At 70.3% G+C, this 19,040-nt stretch carries 23 protein-coding genes; 22 read left to right on the forward strand and 1 reads right to left on the reverse strand.

From position 1 onward, the window contains the following. Window positions 1-234: 234 nt before the first annotated feature. The 17 genes from ACIGXP_RS22430 to ACIGXP_RS22510 all read left to right on the forward strand — a co-directional run bounded on the left by ACIGXP_RS22430 (window position 235) and on the right by ACIGXP_RS22510 (window position 13,302). Window positions 235-831, forward strand: a complete 597-nt coding sequence (locus tag ACIGXP_RS22430) for a hypothetical protein (RefSeq protein ID WP_363218174.1) — start codon at window positions 235-237, stop codon at window positions 829-831. Window positions 832-1,130: 299 nt separating this feature from the next. Further along, entirely contained in the window at window positions 1,131-1,550 is a 420-nt protein-coding gene (rpsP, locus tag ACIGXP_RS22435; RefSeq protein ID WP_030785131.1) for a 30S ribosomal protein S16, read from the forward strand. A gap of 5 nt (window positions 1,551-1,555) precedes the next feature. Continuing rightward, window positions 1,556-1,795, forward strand: coding sequence for an RNA-binding protein (locus ACIGXP_RS22440; RefSeq protein ID WP_003973401.1), 240 nt, complete (start codon window positions 1,556-1,558; stop codon window positions 1,793-1,795). Between the two features lie 102 nt (window positions 1,796-1,897). Beyond that, window positions 1,898-2,452, forward strand: a complete 555-nt coding sequence (gene rimM, locus ACIGXP_RS22445) for a ribosome maturation factor RimM (RefSeq protein WP_363218173.1) — start codon at window positions 1,898-1,900, stop codon at window positions 2,450-2,452. Next, on the forward strand, window positions 2,452-3,285 hold the full coding sequence (trmD, locus tag ACIGXP_RS22450; RefSeq protein ID WP_399770790.1) for a tRNA (guanosine(37)-N1)-methyltransferase TrmD: 834 nt from the start codon (window positions 2,452-2,454) through the stop codon (window positions 3,283-3,285). The genes rimM and trmD overlap by 1 nt, the downstream gene beginning before the upstream one ends. Window positions 3,286-3,420: 135 nt before the next feature. After that, complete coding sequence (gene rplS / locus ACIGXP_RS22455) at window positions 3,421-3,771, forward strand: 50S ribosomal protein L19 (protein ID WP_055704359.1); 351 nt, start codon at window positions 3,421-3,423, stop codon at window positions 3,769-3,771. 63 nt (window positions 3,772-3,834) lie between these two features. Next, complete coding sequence (gene lepB, locus ACIGXP_RS22460) at window positions 3,835-4,536, forward strand: signal peptidase I (RefSeq protein WP_399770793.1); 702 nt, start codon at window positions 3,835-3,837, stop codon at window positions 4,534-4,536. After that, window positions 4,529-5,620 (forward strand): signal peptidase I, encoded by a 1,092-nt coding sequence (gene lepB, locus ACIGXP_RS22465; RefSeq protein WP_363218170.1) that lies wholly within the window; start codon window positions 4,529-4,531, stop codon window positions 5,618-5,620. Before lepB (ACIGXP_RS22460) ends, lepB (ACIGXP_RS22465) begins: the two co-directional genes overlap by 8 nt. After that, window positions 5,508-6,491 carry a signal peptidase I gene (lepB, locus tag ACIGXP_RS22470; RefSeq protein ID WP_399770796.1) on the forward strand — a complete coding sequence of 328 codons (984 nt, stop codon included), beginning with the start codon at window positions 5,508-5,510 and terminating at the stop codon, window positions 6,489-6,491. Before lepB (ACIGXP_RS22465) ends, lepB (ACIGXP_RS22470) begins: the two co-directional genes overlap by 113 nt. Window positions 6,492-6,587: 96 nt before the next feature. Further along, window positions 6,588-7,322 (forward strand): signal peptidase I, encoded by a 735-nt coding sequence (lepB, locus tag ACIGXP_RS22475; protein ID WP_399770798.1) that lies wholly within the window; start codon window positions 6,588-6,590, stop codon window positions 7,320-7,322. Further along, the gene (locus ACIGXP_RS22480; RefSeq protein WP_399770801.1) at window positions 7,312-7,848 is read left to right on the forward strand and encodes an NUDIX hydrolase; all 537 of its coding nucleotides are present in this window, start codon (window positions 7,312-7,314) and stop codon (window positions 7,846-7,848) included. The genes lepB (ACIGXP_RS22475) and ACIGXP_RS22480 overlap by 11 nt, the downstream gene beginning before the upstream one ends. A 56-nt stretch (window positions 7,849-7,904) precedes the next feature. Further along, a complete protein-coding gene (locus ACIGXP_RS22485; protein ID WP_003965949.1) occupies window positions 7,905-8,213 on the forward strand; it encodes a DUF2469 domain-containing protein in 309 nt (102 codons plus the stop codon). 111 nt (window positions 8,214-8,324) lie between these two features. Then, complete coding sequence (locus tag ACIGXP_RS22490) at window positions 8,325-8,690, forward strand: YraN family protein (RefSeq protein ID WP_399770803.1); 366 nt, start codon at window positions 8,325-8,327, stop codon at window positions 8,688-8,690. Beyond that, window positions 8,691-10,316, forward strand: a complete 1,626-nt coding sequence (locus tag ACIGXP_RS22495) for a YifB family Mg chelatase-like AAA ATPase (RefSeq protein ID WP_399770805.1) — start codon at window positions 8,691-8,693, stop codon at window positions 10,314-10,316. Then, complete coding sequence (gene dprA, locus ACIGXP_RS22500) at window positions 10,313-11,473, forward strand: DNA-processing protein DprA (RefSeq protein ID WP_399770807.1); 1,161 nt, start codon at window positions 10,313-10,315, stop codon at window positions 11,471-11,473. Before ACIGXP_RS22495 ends, dprA begins: the two co-directional genes overlap by 4 nt. A 321-nt stretch (window positions 11,474-11,794) precedes the next feature. Further along, entirely contained in the window at window positions 11,795-12,637 is an 843-nt protein-coding gene (gene whiG, locus ACIGXP_RS22505; RefSeq protein ID WP_363218163.1) for an RNA polymerase sigma factor WhiG, read from the forward strand. A 107-nt stretch (window positions 12,638-12,744) separates the two neighbouring features. Then, entirely contained in the window at window positions 12,745-13,302 is a 558-nt protein-coding gene (locus ACIGXP_RS22510; RefSeq protein ID WP_399771073.1) for a TetR/AcrR family transcriptional regulator, read from the forward strand. A 28-nt stretch (window positions 13,303-13,330) separates the two neighbouring features. On the opposite strand, the gene ACIGXP_RS22515 is transcribed toward ACIGXP_RS22510, so the two are convergent. Beyond that, complete coding sequence (locus tag ACIGXP_RS22515) at window positions 13,331-13,903, reverse strand: murein hydrolase activator EnvC family protein (protein WP_399770811.1); 573 nt, start codon at window positions 13,901-13,903, stop codon at window positions 13,331-13,333. 285 nt (window positions 13,904-14,188) lie between these two features. Between ACIGXP_RS22515 and rpsB the strand changes: the two genes are divergently transcribed. The 5 genes from rpsB (at window position 14,189) to ACIGXP_RS22540 (ending at window position 18,947) form a co-directional block, all read left to right on the forward strand. Beyond that, on the forward strand, window positions 14,189-15,067 hold the full coding sequence (rpsB, locus tag ACIGXP_RS22520) for a 30S ribosomal protein S2 (protein ID WP_399770814.1): 879 nt from the start codon (window positions 14,189-14,191) through the stop codon (window positions 15,065-15,067). Between the two features lie 184 nt (window positions 15,068-15,251). Continuing rightward, window positions 15,252-16,088: a translation elongation factor Ts gene (tsf, locus tag ACIGXP_RS22525; RefSeq protein WP_363218160.1), complete on the forward strand. Its 837-nt coding sequence runs from the start codon at window positions 15,252-15,254 to the stop codon at window positions 16,086-16,088. Window positions 16,089-16,315: 227 nt separating this feature from the next. Then, complete coding sequence (pyrH, locus tag ACIGXP_RS22530) at window positions 16,316-17,074, forward strand: UMP kinase (RefSeq protein WP_363218159.1); 759 nt, start codon at window positions 16,316-16,318, stop codon at window positions 17,072-17,074. A 176-nt stretch (window positions 17,075-17,250) separates the two neighbouring features. Then, complete coding sequence (gene frr, locus ACIGXP_RS22535) at window positions 17,251-17,808, forward strand: ribosome recycling factor (protein ID WP_014675285.1); 558 nt, start codon at window positions 17,251-17,253, stop codon at window positions 17,806-17,808. After that, complete coding sequence (locus ACIGXP_RS22540) at window positions 17,808-18,947, forward strand: phosphatidate cytidylyltransferase (protein WP_399770819.1); 1,140 nt, start codon at window positions 17,808-17,810, stop codon at window positions 18,945-18,947. Before frr ends, ACIGXP_RS22540 begins: the two co-directional genes overlap by 1 nt. The last annotated feature ends 93 nt before the right edge of the window (window positions 18,948-19,040 follow it).

Genomic DNA, 19,040 nt, shown 5'->3' on the forward strand with positions numbered 1-19,040 from the left:
GAGGAGAGCGGCCGAAACGTCTCTTGCGCAACCGCCGACCACAGCGGCACCGGGCCGTACATGCCGGGTCGTACGGCGGACTACGCACCAGCTTGGTAGGAGCTGTGCGGCTTCTCCGCAGATCTGCGCACCCGCCCTCGTCCGGACGCATCAGTGCCAACTGACGGGTACGTGCAAATTATTTGAGATGACCCGGAATAGGAACACATTCGAGCTCCCGCTCGTTGTCATTACGTGAGCACGACACAGACACCACCTGTTCTCGCCGCAGAGCTGGCACAGGCGTGGGCCGACATTCAGCGGTACCACCCCGAGCTGCCGGACCTCGCCGCGCCAGAGTCCCTGATCGGGGAGTCGTCGTCCGCGTGCGGTCACGAACTCTCCTTCGAGCGACTGCTTCATGAGGCAGTCCACGGCATCGCAGCCGCCCGTGGGATCCGCGACACCTCCCGCGCCGGCCGCTACCACAACCGCCGTTTCCTCGCGATCGCCGAGGAAATGGGCCTCGACCACCCCGAGGAGCCGCACCCGAGCAGCGGCTTCTCCCTGGTCACGCTCAACCCCGAGGCCAAGCGGCGCTACCGCCCGACCATCGAGCGGCTGCAACGCGCGCTGCGGGCCCACACGGCGGCCACCTCCTCGGACACCTCCCGCACCTTCCGCGGTCCGGCCGCCCGGCACGGCTCCTCCGGCGGCGGCGTCCGCGTCAAGGCGGTCTGCGACTGCGGCCGCAACGTCCGCGTGGTCCCCTCGGTCCTGGCCCAGGCCCCCATCGTCTGCGGCGGCTGCGGCAAGCCGTTCAGAATCCCGGAGGTCGCGGGGGCGGCATGATCGCGGGCCGCGCATACCGGCATCTCGTGGGTGCCGGAAGTGGTCCCGCCTGCGACCGGGCAGCGCACCCGACGTGACCTCACCTCCACGCCGGGTGCCTCTCCGGCATGCCCACGCGCACTCACTCACCCTCGGCCCGAAGCGACCCACAGGGTGTGGCACAATGGCTAGCTGTACTCGACAGCCGCACAGGACCCCTCTCTCCTCCGGCTGACGCGTCCATCGGGCATTCGGGTACCGCAACCCCACGCGGCAGCTCGCCGTGCCCAACCACGTCAAATCCAGGAGAACCCACTCCCGTGGCAGTCAAGATCAAGCTGAAGCGTCTGGGCAAGATCCGTTCGCCTCACTACCGCATCGTCGTCGCCGACTCCCGTACCCGCCGTGACGGCCGGGCCATCGAGGAGATCGGCAAGTACCACCCGACCTACAACCCGTCGGTCATCGAGGTGGACGCCGAGCGCGTGGCGTACTGGCTGGGTGTCGGCGCGCAGCCGACCGAGCCCGTGCTCGCCATCCTGAAGAAGACCGGCGACTGGCAGAAGTTCAAGGGCGAGCCGGCTCCCGCGCCGCTGCTCGTCGCCGAGCCGAAGCCGGCCCGTCCGTCGTTCGAGGCTCTCGGCGGTGACGACGAGGGCAAGGGTGAGGCGATCACCCAGAAGAAGAAGGCTGAGAAGAAGGACGAGGCCGCTGCCGAGTCCGAGTCGACCGAGGCCTGAGCAGCATGCTCGAAGAGGCGCTTGAGCACCTCGTGAAGGGCATCGTCGACAACCCTGACGATGTGCAGGTCGCCTCGCGCAACCTGCGCCGCGGGCGCGTGCTGGAGGTCCGGGTACACCCGGACGACCTCGGCAAGGTGATCGGCCGCAACGGCCGCACCGCGCGCGCCCTGCGCACCGTCGTGGGCGCCATCGGCGGTCGCGGTGTCCGCGTCGACCTGGTCGACGTGGATCACGTCCGCTGACGCTTCATCGCAACCGGCTCGGGCCGGGGAGGGCCACTGGCCGTCCCCGGCCCGCAGTCGTATGAGAGGACGCCGGCAGGAGATGACAGGAGAATTGGACACGTGCAGCTGGTAGTCGCACGGATCGGCCGTGCCCATGGCATCAAGGGCGAGGTCACCGTCGAGGTACGTACCGACGAGCCGGAACTCAGGCTCGCGCCCGGCGCCGTACTCGCCACGGATCCCGCCTCCGCGGGACCGCTGACCATCGAGACGGGACGTGTCCACAGCGGCCGTCTCCTCCTGCGCTTCGAGGGCGTCGCCGACCGCACCGCGGCCGAGGCCCTGCGCAACACCCTCCTGATCGCCGAGGTCGACCCGGAGGAGCTGCCCGAGGGCGAGGACGAGTACTACGACCACCAGCTCATCGACCTCGACGTGGTCACCGAGGACGGCGTGGAGGTCGGCCGGATCACCGAGATCTCGCACCTGCCCTCGCAGGACCTGTTCATCGTGGAGCGCCCGGACGGGTCCGAGGTCATGATCCCCTTCGTGGAGGAGATCGTCACCGAGATCGACCTGGACGAGCAGAAGGCCGTAGTCGCCCCGCCGCCGGGCCTGATCGACGACCGCGCCGAGATCGCGTCCGCCCGGGAAGCCTCCGGAGAAGAGTCGTAATGCGCCTCGACGTCGTCACGATCTTCCCCGAGTACCTGGAACCCCTGAACGTCTCCCTCGTCGGCAAGGCACGCGCGCGTGGGCAGCTGAACGTCCACGTGCACGACCTGCGGAACTGGACGTACGACCGCCACAACACGGTGGACGACACCCCGTACGGCGGCGGACCCGGCATGGTCATGAAGACCGACCCCTGGGGCGACGCCCTGGACACGGTCCTCGCCGACGGCTACGACTCCGGCGACCGCGCCCCCGCGCTGATCGTCCCCACCCCCAGCGGGCGCCCCTTCACCCAGGAACTGGCCGTCGAACTCGCCGAGCGCCCCTGGCTGATCTTCACGCCGGCCCGCTACGAGGGAATCGACCGGCGCGTGATCGATGAGTACGCGACCCGCATGCCCGTGCACGAGGTCTCCATCGGTGACTACGTGCTCGCCGGTGGCGAGGCGGCCGTCCTCGTCATCACGGAAGCCGTCGCCCGGCTGCTGCCCGGGGTCCTCGGCAACGCCGAGTCCCACCGCGACGACTCGTTCGCGCCCGGCGCGATGGCGAGCCTCCTGGAAGGCCCCGTCTACACCAAGCCGCCCGTCTGGCGCGGCCGGGACATCCCGGACGTGCTGCTCAGCGGCCACCACGGGAAGATCGCCCGCTGGCGCCGCGACGAGGCGCTGCGGCGTACGACCGCCAACCGGCCCGACCTGATCGAACGCTGCGACCCGAAGGCCTTCGACAAGAAGGACCGCGAGATGCTCTCCATCCTGGGCTGGGAGCCCGACCCGGACGGGGAGCCGTACGGCCGATTTTGGCGCCGGGCCGAGGGCGTGGAAGAATAGACCGCTGTTGTGCGCCCGTCCGGCGTGCGCCCCTGCCACAGGGGGAGACGACGCCCGCCCCGACCCGCACGGCAGACTTCCTGTACACCTAGTTTCCGTTGATGACCTGTGGCATCAGCGAAGAAAGCAGACGAAATGTCTCACCTGCTCGACTCCGTCGACGCCGCGTCGCTGCGCAGCGACATCCCGGCCTTCCGCCCGGGTGACACCGTCAACGTCCACGTCCGCGTCATCGAGGGCAACCGCTCCCGTGTGCAGCAGTTCAAGGGCGTTGTGATCCGTCGCCAGGGCTCCGGTGTCCGCGAGACCTTCACGGTCCGCAAGGTCTCGTTCTCCGTCGGCGTCGAGCGCACCTTCCCGGTGCACACCCCGATCGTCGAGAAGATCGAGCTGGTCACCCGTGGTGACGTGCGCCGCGCCAAGCTGTACTACCTCCGTGACCTGCGCGGCAAGGCCGCGAAGATCAAGGAGAAGCGCGAGAGCTGAGCGCTTTCCCGGTGTCCCGGCCCGCACCGGGCTCACAGCGGAGCCGGATAGCATCTGGCTCCGATGGACACCGAAGCACAGCCGACGGAACGCGACCGTTCCTCCCACCCGGATTCCCCGGGTCCGGAGGAGCGGTCGCGTTTCGCGTTGGTGGCACGGATCGCCGACTGGCTGCCGGGCGGCCGGATCACCCTCACCCTCTTCGCCTGCCTGGCGTTTTTGCTGGTCCTCAACGCTTTCGTGGTGCAACCGTTCCAGATTCCGAGCGGATCCATGGAACAGCGTTTGAGGATCGGGGACCGCGTTCTCGTAAATAAGTTGGCGTACCGTTTCGGTGCTCAGCCACGCCGCGGTGATGTGATCGTCTTCGACGGCACCGGGTATTTCGGGGACGCGGACTACGTCAAGCGCGTCGTGGGGGTGGGGGGAGACCATGTCGTCTGCTGCGACAAGAAGGGAAGGATCGAGGTGAACGGCCGCGCGGTCGACGAGTCGGCGTTCCTCTATCCGGGGGACAGCGCCTCCGGCGTGCCCTTCGACGTCGCCGTGCCCGCCGGCCGTCTGTTCGTCCTCGGCGACCACCGCAGCGACTCCAGCGACTCCCGGGACCATCTCGGCTCGCCCGGCGGCGGCATGATCCCGGTCGGCGACGTCATCGGCCGCGCCGACTGGATCCTGTGGCCGTACGCCCACTGGACGCATCTGACGCGGCCGTCCGCCTACGCGCGCGTGCCCGCCGCTTCGCCGGAGGGCGCCCATGGGTAACCGCGGAAAACGGCGCGGGGTGCCCAGCAGCCCCGCCGACGAACTGCTGCCCACCGGGTCGCGCCGCGCCTCCGCGCCCGGCGGCGGCCGTACGCGCGCGGAGCGCCGGAAACTCCAGCGCAAGGTCAAACGCAAGCGCCGTCGTTCGGCCGTGCGGGAGATCCCGCTTCTGGTCGGTGTGGCCGTCCTGATAGCGCTGGTCCTGAAGACCTTCCTCGTCCAGGCGTTCGTGATCCCGTCCGGCTCGATGGAGCAGACCATCCGGATCGGCGACCGCGTCCTGGTCGACAAGCTCACCCCGTGGTTCGGCTCCACGCCGCAGCGCGGGGACGTCGTCGTCTTCCACGACCCGGGCGGCTGGCTGGCCGACGAGCAGACGGCCAAGAAGCACGACCCGGTCGTCGTCAAACAGCTCAAGGAAGGCCTCACCTTCATCGGCCTGCTTCCGTCGGACAACGAGAAAGACCTGATCAAACGGGTCATCGGGGTCGGCGGCGACCACGTCAAGTGCTGTGACGCGCAGGGCCGCGTGACCGTCAACGGTGTGCCGCTCACCGAAGGGGACTACCTCTACCCGGGCACGTCGCCCGCCTCCACACCCTTCGACATCACCGTGCCCAAGGGCCGCCTGTGGGTGATGGGCGACCACCGGGAGGACTCCGCCGACTCCCGCGCCCACCAGAACACTCCCTACGGCGGCACGGTCTCCGAGGACTCCGTCGTCGGCCGGGCCATCGTCATCGGCTGGCCGATGGGCCACTGGGCACGTCTGCGGGAACCTAAAACCTTCGCAAGCGTCGCCGACTCCGTGTCGGGGGCGACCGCCGGTCCCCGGGCGTCGCATAGGGTTGCCTCCGAGAATCCGAACGGAATGACCGAGCTCCCGACCCCTGCGGAACTCCCGCTCGTTATGGGAGTGGTGGGCCTGCGTCGTATGTGGGGCAGGCGGCGGCACAGAGTAAGGAGTTGGCGTGGGGGATGTGGCGGTTGGCGCACGGTCGGGGCACGACGGCGAGGAGCACCGCGGGCACCCCGTGGAAGCGAACGCCCCCGCACCGGACAGCGCCATGACCTCAGAGAATGAACCAGCCGGCGGCGAGGGCACGCCGGAGCACGGGCAGCGGCCGAGGACCCAGGGCGAGGGTGCGGGCGAGGCGGCCGGCCGGCCGAAGAAGCAGCCGCGCTCCTTCTGGAAGGAGCTGCCGATCCTCGTCGTCATCGCGCTGGTCCTGGCGCTGCTGATCAAGACGTTCCTGGTGCAGGCGTTCTCGATCCCCTCCGCCTCGATGCAGAACACCCTCCAGGTGGGTGACCGCGTCCTGGTCGACAAGCTCACCCCGTGGTTCGGCTCCCAGCCCGAGCGCGGTGAGGTCGTCGTCTTCCACGACCCGGACGACTGGCTGGCGGGCGAACCGGCGCCGACCCCGAACGCCGTGCAGCAGGTCCTCAGCTGGATCGGCCTGATGCCGTCCGCCAACGAGAAGGACCTCATCAAGCGCGTGATCGGCGTCGGCGGCGACACCGTCCAGTGCAAGGGCACCGGCCCGCTGCTGGTCAACGGCAAGGCGCTGAACGAGCCGTACGTCTACCCCGGCAACACGCCCTGCACCGACGACCAGGTCGGTGGCCAGTTCAAGGTGAAGGTCCCCAAGGGCTACATCTGGGTGATGGGCGACCACCGCCAGAACTCCAAGGACTCCCGCTACAACCAGTCCGACAAGAACCACGGCATGGTCCCCGTCGGCAAGGTCGTCGGCCGCGCGATCGTCAAGGCCTGGCCGATCAACCGCTGGGGCACCCTGCCGGTCCCGGACACCTTCGACCAGCCCGGCATCGGGCAGCAGACCTCGGCGTCCGCCGCCCTGACGGTGGCCCCGCAGGGCATGGCCGTCGGAGCGGTGCTGCCGGTGGCGGTGTGGCGGCGCCGGCGTGCGGTGAAGACGAAGCGCGGCTGACAAGCGGGCCGCGACACAACGGGCGATCGGGCCCGCCCGCCGAAGTCACCCAGGTGGGTGGGCAAGCCCGGGTACCGCCGGGTAGGGTCCGGGTCCATGACTGGTGAGAGCAGGCAGGGGCTCGGACAGCGGTTGTCCGGAGTCGCGGTGGCGCTGGGGCTGGTGCTGTTCCTCGGCGGGTTCGGCTGGGCAGCGGTGAGCTACCGGCCGTACACCGTGCCCACCAGCTCCATGACCCCCACGATCGACGTCGGTGACCGTGTGCTGGCGCAGAAGGTCGACGGCAGCGAGGTCAAGCGCGGCGACGTCGTCGTCTTCGAGGACCGGAGCTGGGTCGCAGGCTCCAAGGTGGTCAAGCGCGTGGTCGCGGTCGGCGGCGACACCGTCTCCTGCTGCACCGACGGCAAGCTGACCGTCAACGGCAAGCAGATCGACGAGCCGTATCTGCCCAAGGGCAGCCTCGCCGAGACCAAGACCATCCCGACGGTGACCGTCCCCCAGGGCCGCCTGTTCCTCCTCGGTGACGAGCGCCAGGGTTCCCTGGACTCCACGGCCCACCTCACCGACGCCGCCAAGGGCACGGTCTCCCGGGACGCCGTGACCGCCCGCGTGGACGCCGTCATATGGCCCTGGAAGGGCCCCCTCAAGCGCCCCACCGGTTTCCAGACGCTCGGTGCCCTCTCGCAGCCCGGCCCGCTGAGCACGATCGAGCTGCTGATCGTCGCCGGTGCCGTCCTGGTCCTGGCCGGCGGTGCCTACGGCCCGATCGCGGGGCGCATGAGCCGTTCCCGCGCCCGTACCGCCCGCACGGAGACGGCCGGTGTCCGCTGAGCCCACGCGGACGGGCGAGGACGGGGGCGGGGACGGGGGCGAGGGCGCCCCGCGCAAGGTGGCCCGAGTGGTCCTCCTGGACCCCCAGGACCGCATCCTCCTCCTGCACGGCCATGAGCCGGACGACAAGGCCGACGACTGGTGGTTCACCCCGGGCGGCGGTCTGGAGGGCGCCGAGACGCGCGAGGAGGCCGCACTCAGGGAACTCGCCGAGGAGACCGGAATCACCGACGTCGACCTCGGGCCGGTGCTGTGGCGGCGCAGGTGCTCCTTCCCGTTCGCGGGCCGCCGCTGGAACCAGGACGAGTGGTACTACCTGGCCCGTACGACACAGACGGCCACCGCGGCGCAGGGGCTCACGGAACTGGAGCGGCGCAGTGTCGCCGGAGCACGCTGGTGGACGTGTCAGGAACTGACCCGGGCACATGAGACGGTGTATCCGACCAGACTCGCCGAGCTGCTGCGCACGCTGCTCGACGAGGGTCCCCCGGCCAGTCCCGTGACCCTCGACCCGGAAATCGTCTGAGGGCCCGTCGGACTGGCGCACAATGGGGGGATCGCACGGCTGAAGGGGAACATGCCATGAGCGCCGAGGACCTCGAGAAGTACGAGACCGAGATGGAGCTGAAGCTCTACCGGGAGTACCGAGATGTCGTCGGTCTGTTCAAATACGTGATCGAGACCGAGCGGCGCTTCTACCTCACCAATGACTACGAGATGCAGGTGCACTCGGTTCAGGGCGAGGTGTTCTTCGAGGTGTCGATGGCCGACGCCTGGGTCTGGGACATGTACCGGCCGGCCCGCTTCGTGAAGCAGGTCAGGGTCCTTACGTTCAAGGACGTGAACATCGAGGAGCTCAACAAGAGCGACCTGGAGCTGCCGGGCGGGTGATCCCGCCTCACCTGTGCGGGTGACGGAGTTTTCCACAACCGCCGGGTAGCGCACCAAGATCAACAACTGAAGCCGGGATGCGTGACCGTTGGCGCCGGAGGTGGTGCCGACATGAGCAAGACACGCAGTGGACTCGGCAAGTACGGCGAGGACCTGGCCGCCCGGCGACTCGCCGAGGCCGGCATGACGATCCTGGAGCGCAACTGGCGTTCCGGCAGGTCCGGCGAGATCGACATCGTGGCCAGGGACGGAGATGCCCTGGTCGTCTGCGAGGTGAAGACCCGCAGGGGCGGGGCCTTCCAGCATCCGATGGCCGCGATCACACCCCGGAAGGCCGAACGCCTGCGCGGCCTGGCGGAACGCTGGATCCAGGCCCACGGAGGAGCCCCGCCGGGAGGCGTCCGCATCGACCTGATCGGCGTCCTGCTGCCGCACCGTGGCGGCCCGTCCGTCGAGCACGCACGGGGGGTGGCCTGAATGGGATTCGCCCGCACATGCTCCGTGGCCCTGGTCGGTGTCGAGGGAGTCGTCGTCGAGGTCCAGGCCGACCTGGAACCCGGCGTCGCCGCCTTCACCCTGGTCGGCCTCCCGGACAAGAGCCTGACGGAAAGCCGCGACAGGGTCAGGGCGGCGGTGGTGAACTCGGGCGGCGAATGGCCGCAGAAGAAGCTCACCGTCGGACTCAGCCCCGCGTCGGTGCCCAAAGCCGGCTCCGGCTTCGATCTCGCCGTCGCCTGCGCGGTGCTCGGCGCCGCCGAACGGATCGACCCGCGCGTCCTCGCGGACATCGTCATGATCGGGGAGCTGGGCCTGGACGGCCGGGTCCGACCGGTCCGCGGCATCCTCCCGGCCGTCCTCGCCGCGGCCGACGCCGGCTACGAGCAGGTGGTCGTGCCCGAGTGCGCCGCCGCCGAGGCCTCGCTGGTCCCCGGCGTATCGGTGCTCGGCGTCCGCAGTCTGCGGCAGCTCATCGCGGTCCTCACCGAAGAGCCCGTCCTCGACGAGGAACCGGACGAGCAGGGGCGCCCCGACCCCCTGCTGGCCGGGCTGCGCATGCCCGGCACCGGCGCGGCCACCGGTATGCACAGCGTCGGCGCCGCTCAGCACGACCACGATCACGACCTGGCGGACGTCGTCGGCCAGACCTCGGCCCGCACGGCCGTGGAAGTGGCCGCCGCCGGAGGACACCACCTGTTCCTGGAGGGACCGCCCGGCGCGGGCAAGACCATGCTCGCCGAGCGGCTGCCCGCCGTCCTTCCCCGGCTCACCCGGGCGGAGTCGCTGGAGGTCACGGCGGTGCACTCGGTGGCTGGACTGCTGCCACCGGGCAAGCCGCTCATCGACGTCGCTCCTTACTGCGCCCCGCACCACTCGGCCACGATGCAGTCACTCGTCGGCGGAGGCCCCGGCATCGCCCGGCCCGGTGCGGTCTCCCTCGCCCACCGTGGCGTGCTGTTCCTGGACGAGGCGCCCGAGTTCCACAGCCAGACCCTCGACGCCCTGCGGCAGCCGCTGGAGTCCGGGCACGTGGTGATCGCACGCAGCGCGGGCGTCGTCCGGTTCCCGGCACGCTTTCTCATGGTGCTGGCGGCCAATCCCTGCCCCTGTGGACGCTTCTCGCAACGCGACTCCCTGTGCGAGTGCCCGCCGTCGGCGATCCGCCGCTACCAGTCCCGGCTCTCCGGCCCCCTGCTGGACCGGGTGGACCTACGGGTCGAGGTCGACCCGGTCACGCGCGCCCAGCTCACCCAGCCCGAGGCCCGGGGCGAGTCCACGGCGACCGTGGCCGAGCGGGTGCGACAGGCCCGCGACCGTACGGCGGCCCGCCTGGCCGGCACACCATGGCGCACCAACAGCGAAGTACCGGGGCGGGAACTGCGCAGCCGCCACCACCCCGTCGCCGGCGCCATGGACGAGGCCGAACGCAACCTTGAGCGGGGTGTCCTCACCGCCCGCGGGATCGACCGTGTCCTGCGCGTCGCCTGGACCGTCGCCGACCTCGTCGGGCACGACCGTCCGGACGCGACCGACGTCGCCCTGGCCCTGCAGCTGCGCACCGGAGTCCCCCGAGGGGTGCCGATGGCCATCGGGGCGCTGACATGACCACGGACGAGGACGCGGACGACGAGCTGCTCGGGCGGGTGTTTCTCTGTCGGGTCGTCGAGCCGGGGGACGAGGTGGGCGGGCGGTGGGTTCGGGAGTTCGGGGTGGGGCAGGTGGTGCGGCGGCTGAAGGAGGGCGTGCGGGCCCTGCCCGGGGTGAGTGACGTGCGGTGGGCCGGGCTGGTCGCGCGGGCCCGGCGGGCCGAACCGGAGCGGGATCTTGCCGTGGCGCGGGCCGCCGGGGCGCGGTTCGTGGGGCCCGACGACGCGGAGTGGCCCCGGCAGCTCGACGATCTCGGGGACGCCCGGCCCATCGGGCTGTGGGTGCGGGGCCGGCCCCGTCTGCGGATGTGGGCGCTCAGATCCGTGGCCGTCGTGGGGGCACGCGCCTGCACCGAGTACGGCACCCATATGGCCGCCACCCTCGCCGCAGGGCTCGCCGAGCGGGGCTGGGTCGTGGTCTCGGGCGGCGCGTACGGCGTCGACGGCGCCGCCCACCGGGGCGCCCTCGCCGCCCGCGGAGCCACCGCCGCCGTCCTGGCCTGCGGCGTCGACCGGCCCTACCCCCGCGGCCACGCCGCCCTGATCGGCCGGATCGCGGAACAGGGACTGGTGGTCGGAGAGCTGCCGCCGGGGGACCATCCGACGCCGAGCCGGTTCATCCAGCGCAACCGCGTCATCGCCGCACTGACCAGGGGCACCGTCGTCGTGGAGGCCGCCGCCCGCAGCGGCTCGCTGGCCACCGCGCGGGCCGCAGCGCGCCTCGGACGGTTCACCATGGGCGTGCCCGGCCCCGCCACCAGCGCTCTCTCCGCAGGCGTGCACGAACTGCTGTGCGGAGAGGCCACGCTGGTCACCGATGCCGCGGAAGTCGTGGAACTCGTGGGTGACATGGGTGAGCTGGCCCCGGCCCGCCGGGGCCCCGTCCTCCCACGTGACCTGCTGGAACCCGCCGCCCGGGCGGTCCTCGCCGCCCTGCCCGGCAACCGCGCGGCCCCCGTCGACGAGATCGCGCTCGGCGCGCCGACCACGCGGGACGAGGCGATCGCGAGGTTGTACGAACTCCGAGCACTTGGTTACGTCGAACGACACGGCGACGGCTGGAAGTTGACACGCCAGGCGGTGATGTCGGTCCGCACGGGTCGCGGTCCGTGTTGACCGAGCGTGTTCGGCCGTCCGGGGGAACCGCCGACGCCCTTGAAGTTTCCCGGAGTTGGCGTTCCGGCCGGTCACGCAGAGCGAGCCGTGGCAGGCGCGCGCGAGACCGGCTGGAGCGCCCCGCGCACGGGTGGCGCCTCGCTGTTCGCACACCGCGACAGCTCAGTCACGCTACGCTCACGAAGGCGGCCACACAGATCGCGCCAACTCGACACCAGACCGACAGCTCACCCAGGCAGCCCACCTCACCCCAGTCAGTCCCACCCCGCACACTTCGCAGCACTTCACGGCACTTCACGGCAGAACGGCACAAGGCGACGAATGCCCCAGCACACCTCCGGGTCCGACCGGGCGGCGATCCCCCCAGCCGCCCGCGACGGTGGCAGCGTGCGGCCGCCCGCTCCCTCGACGCTCGACGAGCTGTGGCGGTCGTACAAGGCGACGGGGGACGAGCGGCTGCGGGAGCAGCTGATCCTGCACTACTCGCCGCTCGTGAAATACGTGGCGGGGCGGGTGAGCGTCGGGCTGCCGCCCAATGTGGAGCAGGCCGACTTCGTCTCCTCGGGTGTCTTCGGGCTGATCGACGCGATCGAGAAGTTCGACATCGACCGGGAGATCAAGTTCGAGACGTACGCGATCACCCGGATCCGGGGCGCGATGATCGACGAGCTGCGGGCGCTGGACTGGATCCCACGGTCGGTGCGGCAGAAGGCGCGGAACGTGGAGCGGGCCTACGCCACCCTGGAGGCCCGGCTGCGGCGCACCCCGACCGAGGGCGAGGTCGCCGCGGAACTGGGCATGGAGGTCGATGAGCTGCATGCGGTGTTCAGCCAGCTGTCGCTGGCCAACGTGGTCGCGCTGGAGGAGCTGCTGCACGTCGGCAGCGAGGGCGGGGACCGGCTCAGCCTCATGGACACGCTGGAGGACACCGCCGCGGACAACCCGGTCGAGGTGGCCGAGGACCGGGAACTGCGGAGGTTTCTCGCCCGGGCGATCAACACGCTGCCCGAGCGGGAGAAGACCGTGGTCACGCTGTACTACTACGAAGGGCTCACCCTCGCCGAGATCGGCAATGTGCTCGGAGTCACCGAGAGCCGGGTCAGTCAGATCCACACCAAGTCGGTGCTGCAGCTGCGGGCCAAGCTGGCGAGCTTCGGGCGCTGACGCCGGCGGCGCGGTTGGTGCGAACCGGCGGCGCGGCGGTGAGAGGCTCCCGTTCGGGTGGCCTCCTCCGTAAAGTGGTTGACGTGCCAAGGATTCGAGCGGCCTCCGTGGCCGAGCACCGGTCGATGCAGCGAGCCGCCCTGCTGGACGCGGCTCGCTCTCTGCTGTCCGAGGGCGGGACCGAAGCGCTGACCTTTCCCGCGCTGGCCGAGCGGACGGGGCTGGCGCGGTCGTCCGTGTACGAGTACTTCCGGTCGCGGGCCGCCGTGGTCGAGGAGCTGTGCGAGGTCGACTTTCCGTTGTGGGCGGCGGAGGTGGCCGCCGCGATGGAGCGGGCCGAGTCCGCCGAGGGCAAGGTCGAGGCGTATGTACGGCAGCAGCTGGCGCTGGTCGGGGACCGGCGGCACCGGGCGGTCGTCGCCATCTCCGCGAGCGAGCTGGACGCCGGGGCCCGGGAGAAGATCCGGGCGGCGCACGGGGAGCTGGTCGCGATGATCGCGGAGGCGCTCGGGGAGATGGGGCACGAGCAGCCTCGGCTGGCCGCGATGCTGCTGCAGGGCGTTGTGGACGCGGCGGTCCGGCGCATCGAGCTCGGTGTCGCCGAGGATCCTTCCGTCGTGACGGACGCGGCCGTGGCCATGGTGCTGCACGGCGTGAAGGGCTGACCTCGGCCGCCGCTGCGAGGCTGCGCAGCTAGGACGGCAGGGGCACCTCCAGCACCGGCAGCAGTCTTGGTGGGCCCCGGTGCAGGAGCCAGGGCGGGAGGAGGGAGAGGGGGTTCAGGTAGGTCCCGCCTCTCCGCAAGCCCCAGTGGACGCACGTCGCCGTGCCGCAGTGGGAACCCGTCCGCTCCACCGTCCCCACGACGTCGCCGGGCCCCACTTCGTCTCCCTTCCGAACCGACGGAGTCACCGGTTCATACGTCGTACGAAGATCCGTGCCCGACAGGTCGACCGAGACCACCCCTCTCCCCGCCACCCGGCCCGCGAAGGTCACCCGGCCGGCCGCGACGGCACGGACGGGTGCACCGGCCGGCGCCGACAGGTCGACTCCCCGGTGGCCGGGGCCGTACACCGTCGCCGGGGGTTCCCAGCCCCGCAACACCAACGGGTGCACGCCCACGGGCCAGGTGCGGGCGACGGCCGGCACCGGGGACGCAGGGGTCGGGCCGGGCGCCGGGACAGGGCGATCCGCCCAGGCCGGCGGGGTGAGCACCGCCACCGTCAGGGCCGGCAGCAGAACCGCCCGCACAGACACGTATCGCATCGCTCGTCGCATGCGACAACCGTCCCGCATCCCCACCGGCCATGGCCGGAGTCTGTGGACAGCTGCCCGGTTGTGGACAGCGGCGTCACCCGGTGCCCCGGCGGTCCCGTACACTTCTTCTGGCGATCCGGGTCACCGGGTCGACTTCGCACGCCCCGACACGGCGGCCGGCAACGGTCCCTGTCAGCGCCCCTCGGTCCTTCGCGGCAAGGCGCATTGCGGGCGTCAGGCGCGGCCGCCGTCCGGCGGACGCGGCACAACCGAGAACAACAAGGAGAAACGGCCATGGCCGTCGTCACGATGCGGGAGCTGCTGGAGAGCGGCGTCCACTTCGGTCACCAGACCCGTCGCTGGAACCCGAAGATGAAGCGCTTCATCTTCACCGAGCGCAACGGCATCTACATCATCGACCTGCTCCAGTCGCTGTCGTACATCGACCGCGCCTACGAGTTCGTCAAGGAGACCGTCGCCCACGGCGGCACGGTCATGTTCGTCGGCACCAAGAAGCAGGCGCAGGAGGCCATCGCCGAGCAGGCCACCCGCGTCGGCATGCCCTACGTCAACCAGCGCTGGCTGGGCGGCATGCTCACCAACTTCTCGACCGTCTACAAGCGTCTGCAGCGCCTCAAGGAGCTGGAGCAGATCGACTTCGAGGACGTCGCCGCTTCGGGTCTGACCAAGAAGGAGCTTCTCGTGCTCTCGCGCGAGAAGGCCAAGCTGGAGAAGACCCTCGGTGGTATCCGCGAGATGCAGAAGGTGCCCAGCGCCGTCTGGATCGTGGACACCAAGAAGGAGCACATCGCCGTTGGTGAGGCCCGGAAGCTGAACATCCCGGTCGTCGCGATCCTCGACACCAACTGCGACCCCGACGAGGTCGACTACAAGATCCCGGGCAACGACGACGCGATCCGCTCCGTCACCCTGCTCACCCGTGTGATCGCCGACGCCGTCGCCGAGGGCCTCATCGCCCGTTCCGGCGTCGCCGCCGGTGAGAAGGGCGAGAAGGCCGCGGGCGAGCCGCTCGCCGAGTGGGAGCGCGACCTGCTCGAGGGTGAGAAGAAGGAGGAGGCGCCGGCTGCCGACGCCGCTCCGGCCGCCGAGGCCGCTCCGGCCGCCGAGGCCGCTCCGGCCGAGGAGAAGGCCGCCGAGGGCGAGCAGGCCTGACGCCGGTCCGTTCAGCGTTCGACGGCGGGGGCGGCACTGCATCCGGCAGCACCCCTGGCGCGGTGAAGTCCGCCCCCGCTGTTCACCCGTAGGTCGGCACGACGTACGCGCTCCGCGGCTACATGTGGAACGCACACCGTGCGGATCTCAAGATCTCCAGACTTCGAGAAAGACTCACAGACTCATGGCGAACTACACCGCCGCCGACGTCAAGAAGCTCCGTGAGCTCACCGGCGCCGGCATGATGGACTGCAAGAAGGCGCTGGACGAGGCCGAGGGCAACGTCGAGAAGGCCGTCGAGGCGCTGCGCATCAAGGGCCAGAAGGGCGTCGCCAAGCGCGAGGGCCGCTCCGCCGAGAACGGCGCCGTCGTCTCCATCATCGCCGACGACAACTCCTCCGGCGTTCTGGTCGAGCTGAAGTGCGAGACGGACTTCGTCGCCAAGGGCGAGAAGTTCCAGGCCGTGGCCAAGGCCATCGCCGAGCACGTCGCCAAGACCTCCCCGGCCGACCTGGAGGCCCTGCTCGCCTCCGAGATCGAGGCCGGCAAGACCGTCCAGGCGTTCGTGGACGAGGCCAACGCCAACCTCGGCGAGAAGATCGTCCTGGACCGCTTCGCGCAGTTCTCCGACGGTTTCGTGCTCGCCTACATGCACCGCACCATGCCCGACCTGCCCCCGCAGATCGGTGTCCTGGTCGAGCTGGACAAGCCGAACGCCGAGGTCGCCAAGGGCGTCGCCCAGCACATCGCCGCCTTCGCGCCGAAGTACCTGTCCAAGGACGAGGTCCCGGCCGACGTCGTCGAGTCCGAGCGTCGTATCGCCGAGGAGACCACCCGCGCCGAGGGCAAGCCCGAGGCCGCGATCGCCAAGATCGTCGAGGGTCGCCTCAACGGCTTCTTCAAGGACGCCACGCTGCTCGGCCAGCCGTACGCGCTCGACAACAAGAAGTCGGTCCAGAAGGTGCTGGACGAGGCCGGTGTCACCCTGAAGCGCTTCTCGCGCATCAAGGTCGGCATCTGAGTCCGTACCGCGATCGACGCACGACCCACGGGGAGATTCCGGGAACAATCCCGGGAGGAATCCCGATAGGGTCGTAAGCAGTCGTCCGCGCACACCGCCACACCCCGGCGTGGGGCGGACGGCAGCAGATCTGACGAGGAGGCCATTGCCGCGCATGGGAGCGAAAAGCGACCCCACCGGCAATGGTCTTCTTCGTATGTGCAACACGTGAAAGAGGCGGGATCCCCATGACCACCAAGGCCCAGAAGAGCGACGACGGCAAAGTACGCGGCCGGTTTCTGCTGAAGCTGTCCGGAGAGGCCTTCTCCGGTGGCGGGGGCCTGGGCGTGGACCCGGACGTGGTGCACAAGATCGCCCGCGAGGTCGCGGCCGTCGTCCGGGACGGCGCCGAGATCGCGGTCGTCATCGGAGGCGGCAACTTCTTCCGCGGCGCCGAACTCCAGCAGCGCGGCATGGACCGCGCCCGCTCCGACTACATGGGCATGCTCGGCACCGTGATGAACTGCCTCGCCCTCCAGGACTTCCTGGAGAAGGAGGGCATCGACAGCCGGGTGCAGACCGCCATCACCATGGGCCAGGTCGCCGAGCCGTACATCCCGCTGCGCGCCGTGCGCCACCTGGAGAAGGGCCGCGTGGTCATCTTCGGCGCCGGTATGGGCATGCCGTACTTCTCCACCGACACCACTGCCGCCCAGCGCGCCCTGGAGATCGACGCCGAGGCGCTGCTCATGGGCAAGAACGGCGTGGACGGGGTCTACGACTCGGACCCCAAGACCAACCCGGACGCCGTCAAGTTCGACGCCCTCGGCTACGGCGAGGTCATCACCCGCGACCTCAAGGTCGCCGACGCCACCGCCATCACGCTGTGCCGCGACAACAAGCTTCCGATCCTCGTCTTCGAGCTTCTCGCGGAGGGCAATATCGCCCGCGCCGTCAAGGGTGAGAAGATCGGCACGCTGGTGGGTGACCAGGGCAGCCGGGACTGACCCGGCAGCAACCCGGCCGGTGGCGCGCGGCCCCGTAAGGGGACCGGACCCCGGCCGGGGGATGGACAATGTCCTGCCGGTCGGGAACCGTGCAGGAAGAAGACGCGACGCAGCCGGCCGCCGACCGACTTCAGGAACCGCAGCCGGGCCTTACTCAAGACACGCAGGAGCAAGTGGTGATCGAAGAGACCCTCCTCGAGGCCGAGGAGAAGATGGAGAAGGCCGTCGTGGTCGCCAAGGAGGACTTCGCCGCGATCCGCACCGGCCGTGCGCACCCGGCGATGTTCAACAAGATCGTGGCCGACTACTACGGTGCCCCGACGCCGATCAACCAGCTGGCCTCGTTCTCCGTGCCGGAGCCGCGCATGGCGGTCGTGACCCCGTTCGACAAGAGCGCGCTGCGCAACATCGAGCAGGCGATCCGCGACTCCGACCTGGGCGTCAACCCCAGCAACGACGGCAACATCATCCGGGTGGTGTTCCCCGAGCTGACCGAGGAGCGCCGCCGCGAGTACATCAAGGTCGCCAAGGGCAAGGGCGAGGACGCGAAGGTCTCGATCCGCTCCGTGCGCCGCAAGGCCAAGGACGCCATCGACAAGCTGATCAAGGACGGCGAGGTCGGCGAGGACGAGGGCCGCCGTGCGGAGAAGGAGCTGGACGACACCACGGCGAAGTACGTCGCCCAGGTGGACGAGCTCCTCAAGCACAAGGAAGCGGAGCTGCTCGAAGTCTGATGAGCGACTCTTCCTGGGGGGCGCCGCCACCGGCGGGGCAGGCCCGCTACTGGGGGCCCACCGCGGGTGGGCCTGTCCAGGGGGCCGCCCCGGCGGGTCCCGCGTACGATGCGCCTGAGGCGCAGCACACTCGCCCCATGCCCATCGTGCCCGACGAATCCGCCCAGGGCGGAGCCGACGACCGGGGGGCCGCTCGGGTGAGCGGCTCCTTGTTCCAGGACGAGTTCCGCTCCGAGCCCGCGTCGACCCGGACAGTCCCGGCCGAGAACCAGAATCCGGAGCCCATGCCCGACGCCCACCAGCCGGCGCCAGCGCCGCAGAAGAAGAGCGCGGGCCGTGACCTGAGCGCGGCCATAGGGGTCGGCGTCGGGCTCGGTGTGGTCATCGTCGCCTCCCTGTTCGTCTGGAAGGCCGTGTTCGTCGGTGTCATCGCGGTCGCCGTGGTCGTCGGCCTGTGGGAGCTGACCAGCAGGCTGCGGGAACGCAAGGGCATCAAGGCGCCGTTGGCGCCGCTCGCGGTCGGCGGTGCGGCGATGGTCGTCGCCGGGTACGTCCGCGGCGCCGAGAGCGCTTGGGTCGCCATGGCCCTCACGGCCCTGGCGGTCCTGGTCTGGCGCATGACGGAGTCGCCGGAGGGCTATCTCAAGGACGTCACGGCGGGCGTCTTCGCGGCCTTCTACGTGCCGTTCCTGGCCACGTTCGTCGCCATGATGCTGACGGCGAAGGACGGGCCGTGGCGCGTCCTGGTCTTCCTCCTCCTCACGGTCGTCAGCGACACCGGCGCGTACGCGGTCGGCTGGCGGTTCGGCAGGAACAAGCTGGCCCCGCGCATCAGCCCCGGCAAGACCCGCGAGGGCCTGCTCGGCGCGGTGCTGTTCGCGATGGTGGCGGGCGCCCTGTGCATGCAGTTCCTGATCGACCACGGCACCTGGTGGCAGGGCCTGCTGCTGGGCCTCGCGGTGGCGGCCAGCGCCACGCTGGGCGACCTCGGCGAGTCCATGATCAAGCGGGATCTGGGGATCAAGGACATGGGCACCCTGCTCCCGGGCCACGGCGGCATCATGGACCGCCTCGACTCACTCCTGCCGACGGCCCCTGTGGTGTGGCTGCTGCTGGTGCTCTTCGTCGGCTCCGCATGAGTCGTCCGCATGAGTCGTGAGTCCCGCGCCGTACGGCTCACGGGCCCCCGTCCTGGTACAGGGCGGGGGCCCGTCGCGTACGGCAGGTTCCTC

It is taken from the genome of Streptomyces sp. NPDC053069 (assembly GCF_044546895.1).
In the GTDB taxonomy this organism is placed as follows: Bacteria; Actinomycetota; Actinomycetes; order Streptomycetales; family Streptomycetaceae; genus Streptomyces.

Bases quoted from the DNA above. Each gene is read 5' to 3' on its own strand.
- rpsB (WP_399770814.1), top strand. From the start codon at position 14,189: ATGGCCGTCGTCACGATGCGGGAGCTGCTGGAGAGCGGCGTCCACTTC.
- tsf (WP_363218160.1), top strand. From the start codon at position 15,252: ATGGCGAACTACACCGCCGCCGACGTCAAGAAGCTCCGTGAGCTCACC.
- ACIGXP_RS22540 (WP_399770819.1), top strand. From the start codon at position 17,808: ATGAGCGACTCTTCCTGGGGGGCGCCGCCACCGGCGGGGCAGGCCCGC.
- dprA (WP_399770807.1), top strand. From the start codon at position 10,313: ATGACCACGGACGAGGACGCGGACGACGAGCTGCTCGGGCGGGTGTTT.
- ACIGXP_RS22440 (WP_003973401.1), top strand. From the start codon at position 1,556: ATGCTCGAAGAGGCGCTTGAGCACCTCGTGAAGGGCATCGTCGACAAC.
- ACIGXP_RS22495 (WP_399770805.1), top strand. From the start codon at position 8,691: ATGGGATTCGCCCGCACATGCTCCGTGGCCCTGGTCGGTGTCGAGGGA.
- trmD (WP_399770790.1), top strand. From the start codon at position 2,452: ATGCGCCTCGACGTCGTCACGATCTTCCCCGAGTACCTGGAACCCCTG.
- whiG (WP_363218163.1), top strand. From the start codon at position 11,795: ATGCCCCAGCACACCTCCGGGTCCGACCGGGCGGCGATCCCCCCAGCC.
- ACIGXP_RS22515 (WP_399770811.1), bottom strand. From the start codon at position 13,903: ATGCGATACGTGTCTGTGCGGGCGGTTCTGCTGCCGGCCCTGACGGTG.
- pyrH (WP_363218159.1), top strand. From the start codon at position 16,316: ATGACCACCAAGGCCCAGAAGAGCGACGACGGCAAAGTACGCGGCCGG.
- ACIGXP_RS22485 (WP_003965949.1), top strand. From the start codon at position 7,905: ATGAGCGCCGAGGACCTCGAGAAGTACGAGACCGAGATGGAGCTGAAG.
- lepB (WP_399770793.1), top strand. From the start codon at position 3,835: ATGGACACCGAAGCACAGCCGACGGAACGCGACCGTTCCTCCCACCCG.
- lepB (WP_363218170.1), top strand. From the start codon at position 4,529: ATGGGTAACCGCGGAAAACGGCGCGGGGTGCCCAGCAGCCCCGCCGAC.
- rplS (WP_055704359.1), top strand. From the start codon at position 3,421: ATGTCTCACCTGCTCGACTCCGTCGACGCCGCGTCGCTGCGCAGCGAC.
- ACIGXP_RS22490 (WP_399770803.1), top strand. From the start codon at position 8,325: ATGAGCAAGACACGCAGTGGACTCGGCAAGTACGGCGAGGACCTGGCC.
- lepB (WP_399770798.1), top strand. From the start codon at position 6,588: ATGACTGGTGAGAGCAGGCAGGGGCTCGGACAGCGGTTGTCCGGAGTC.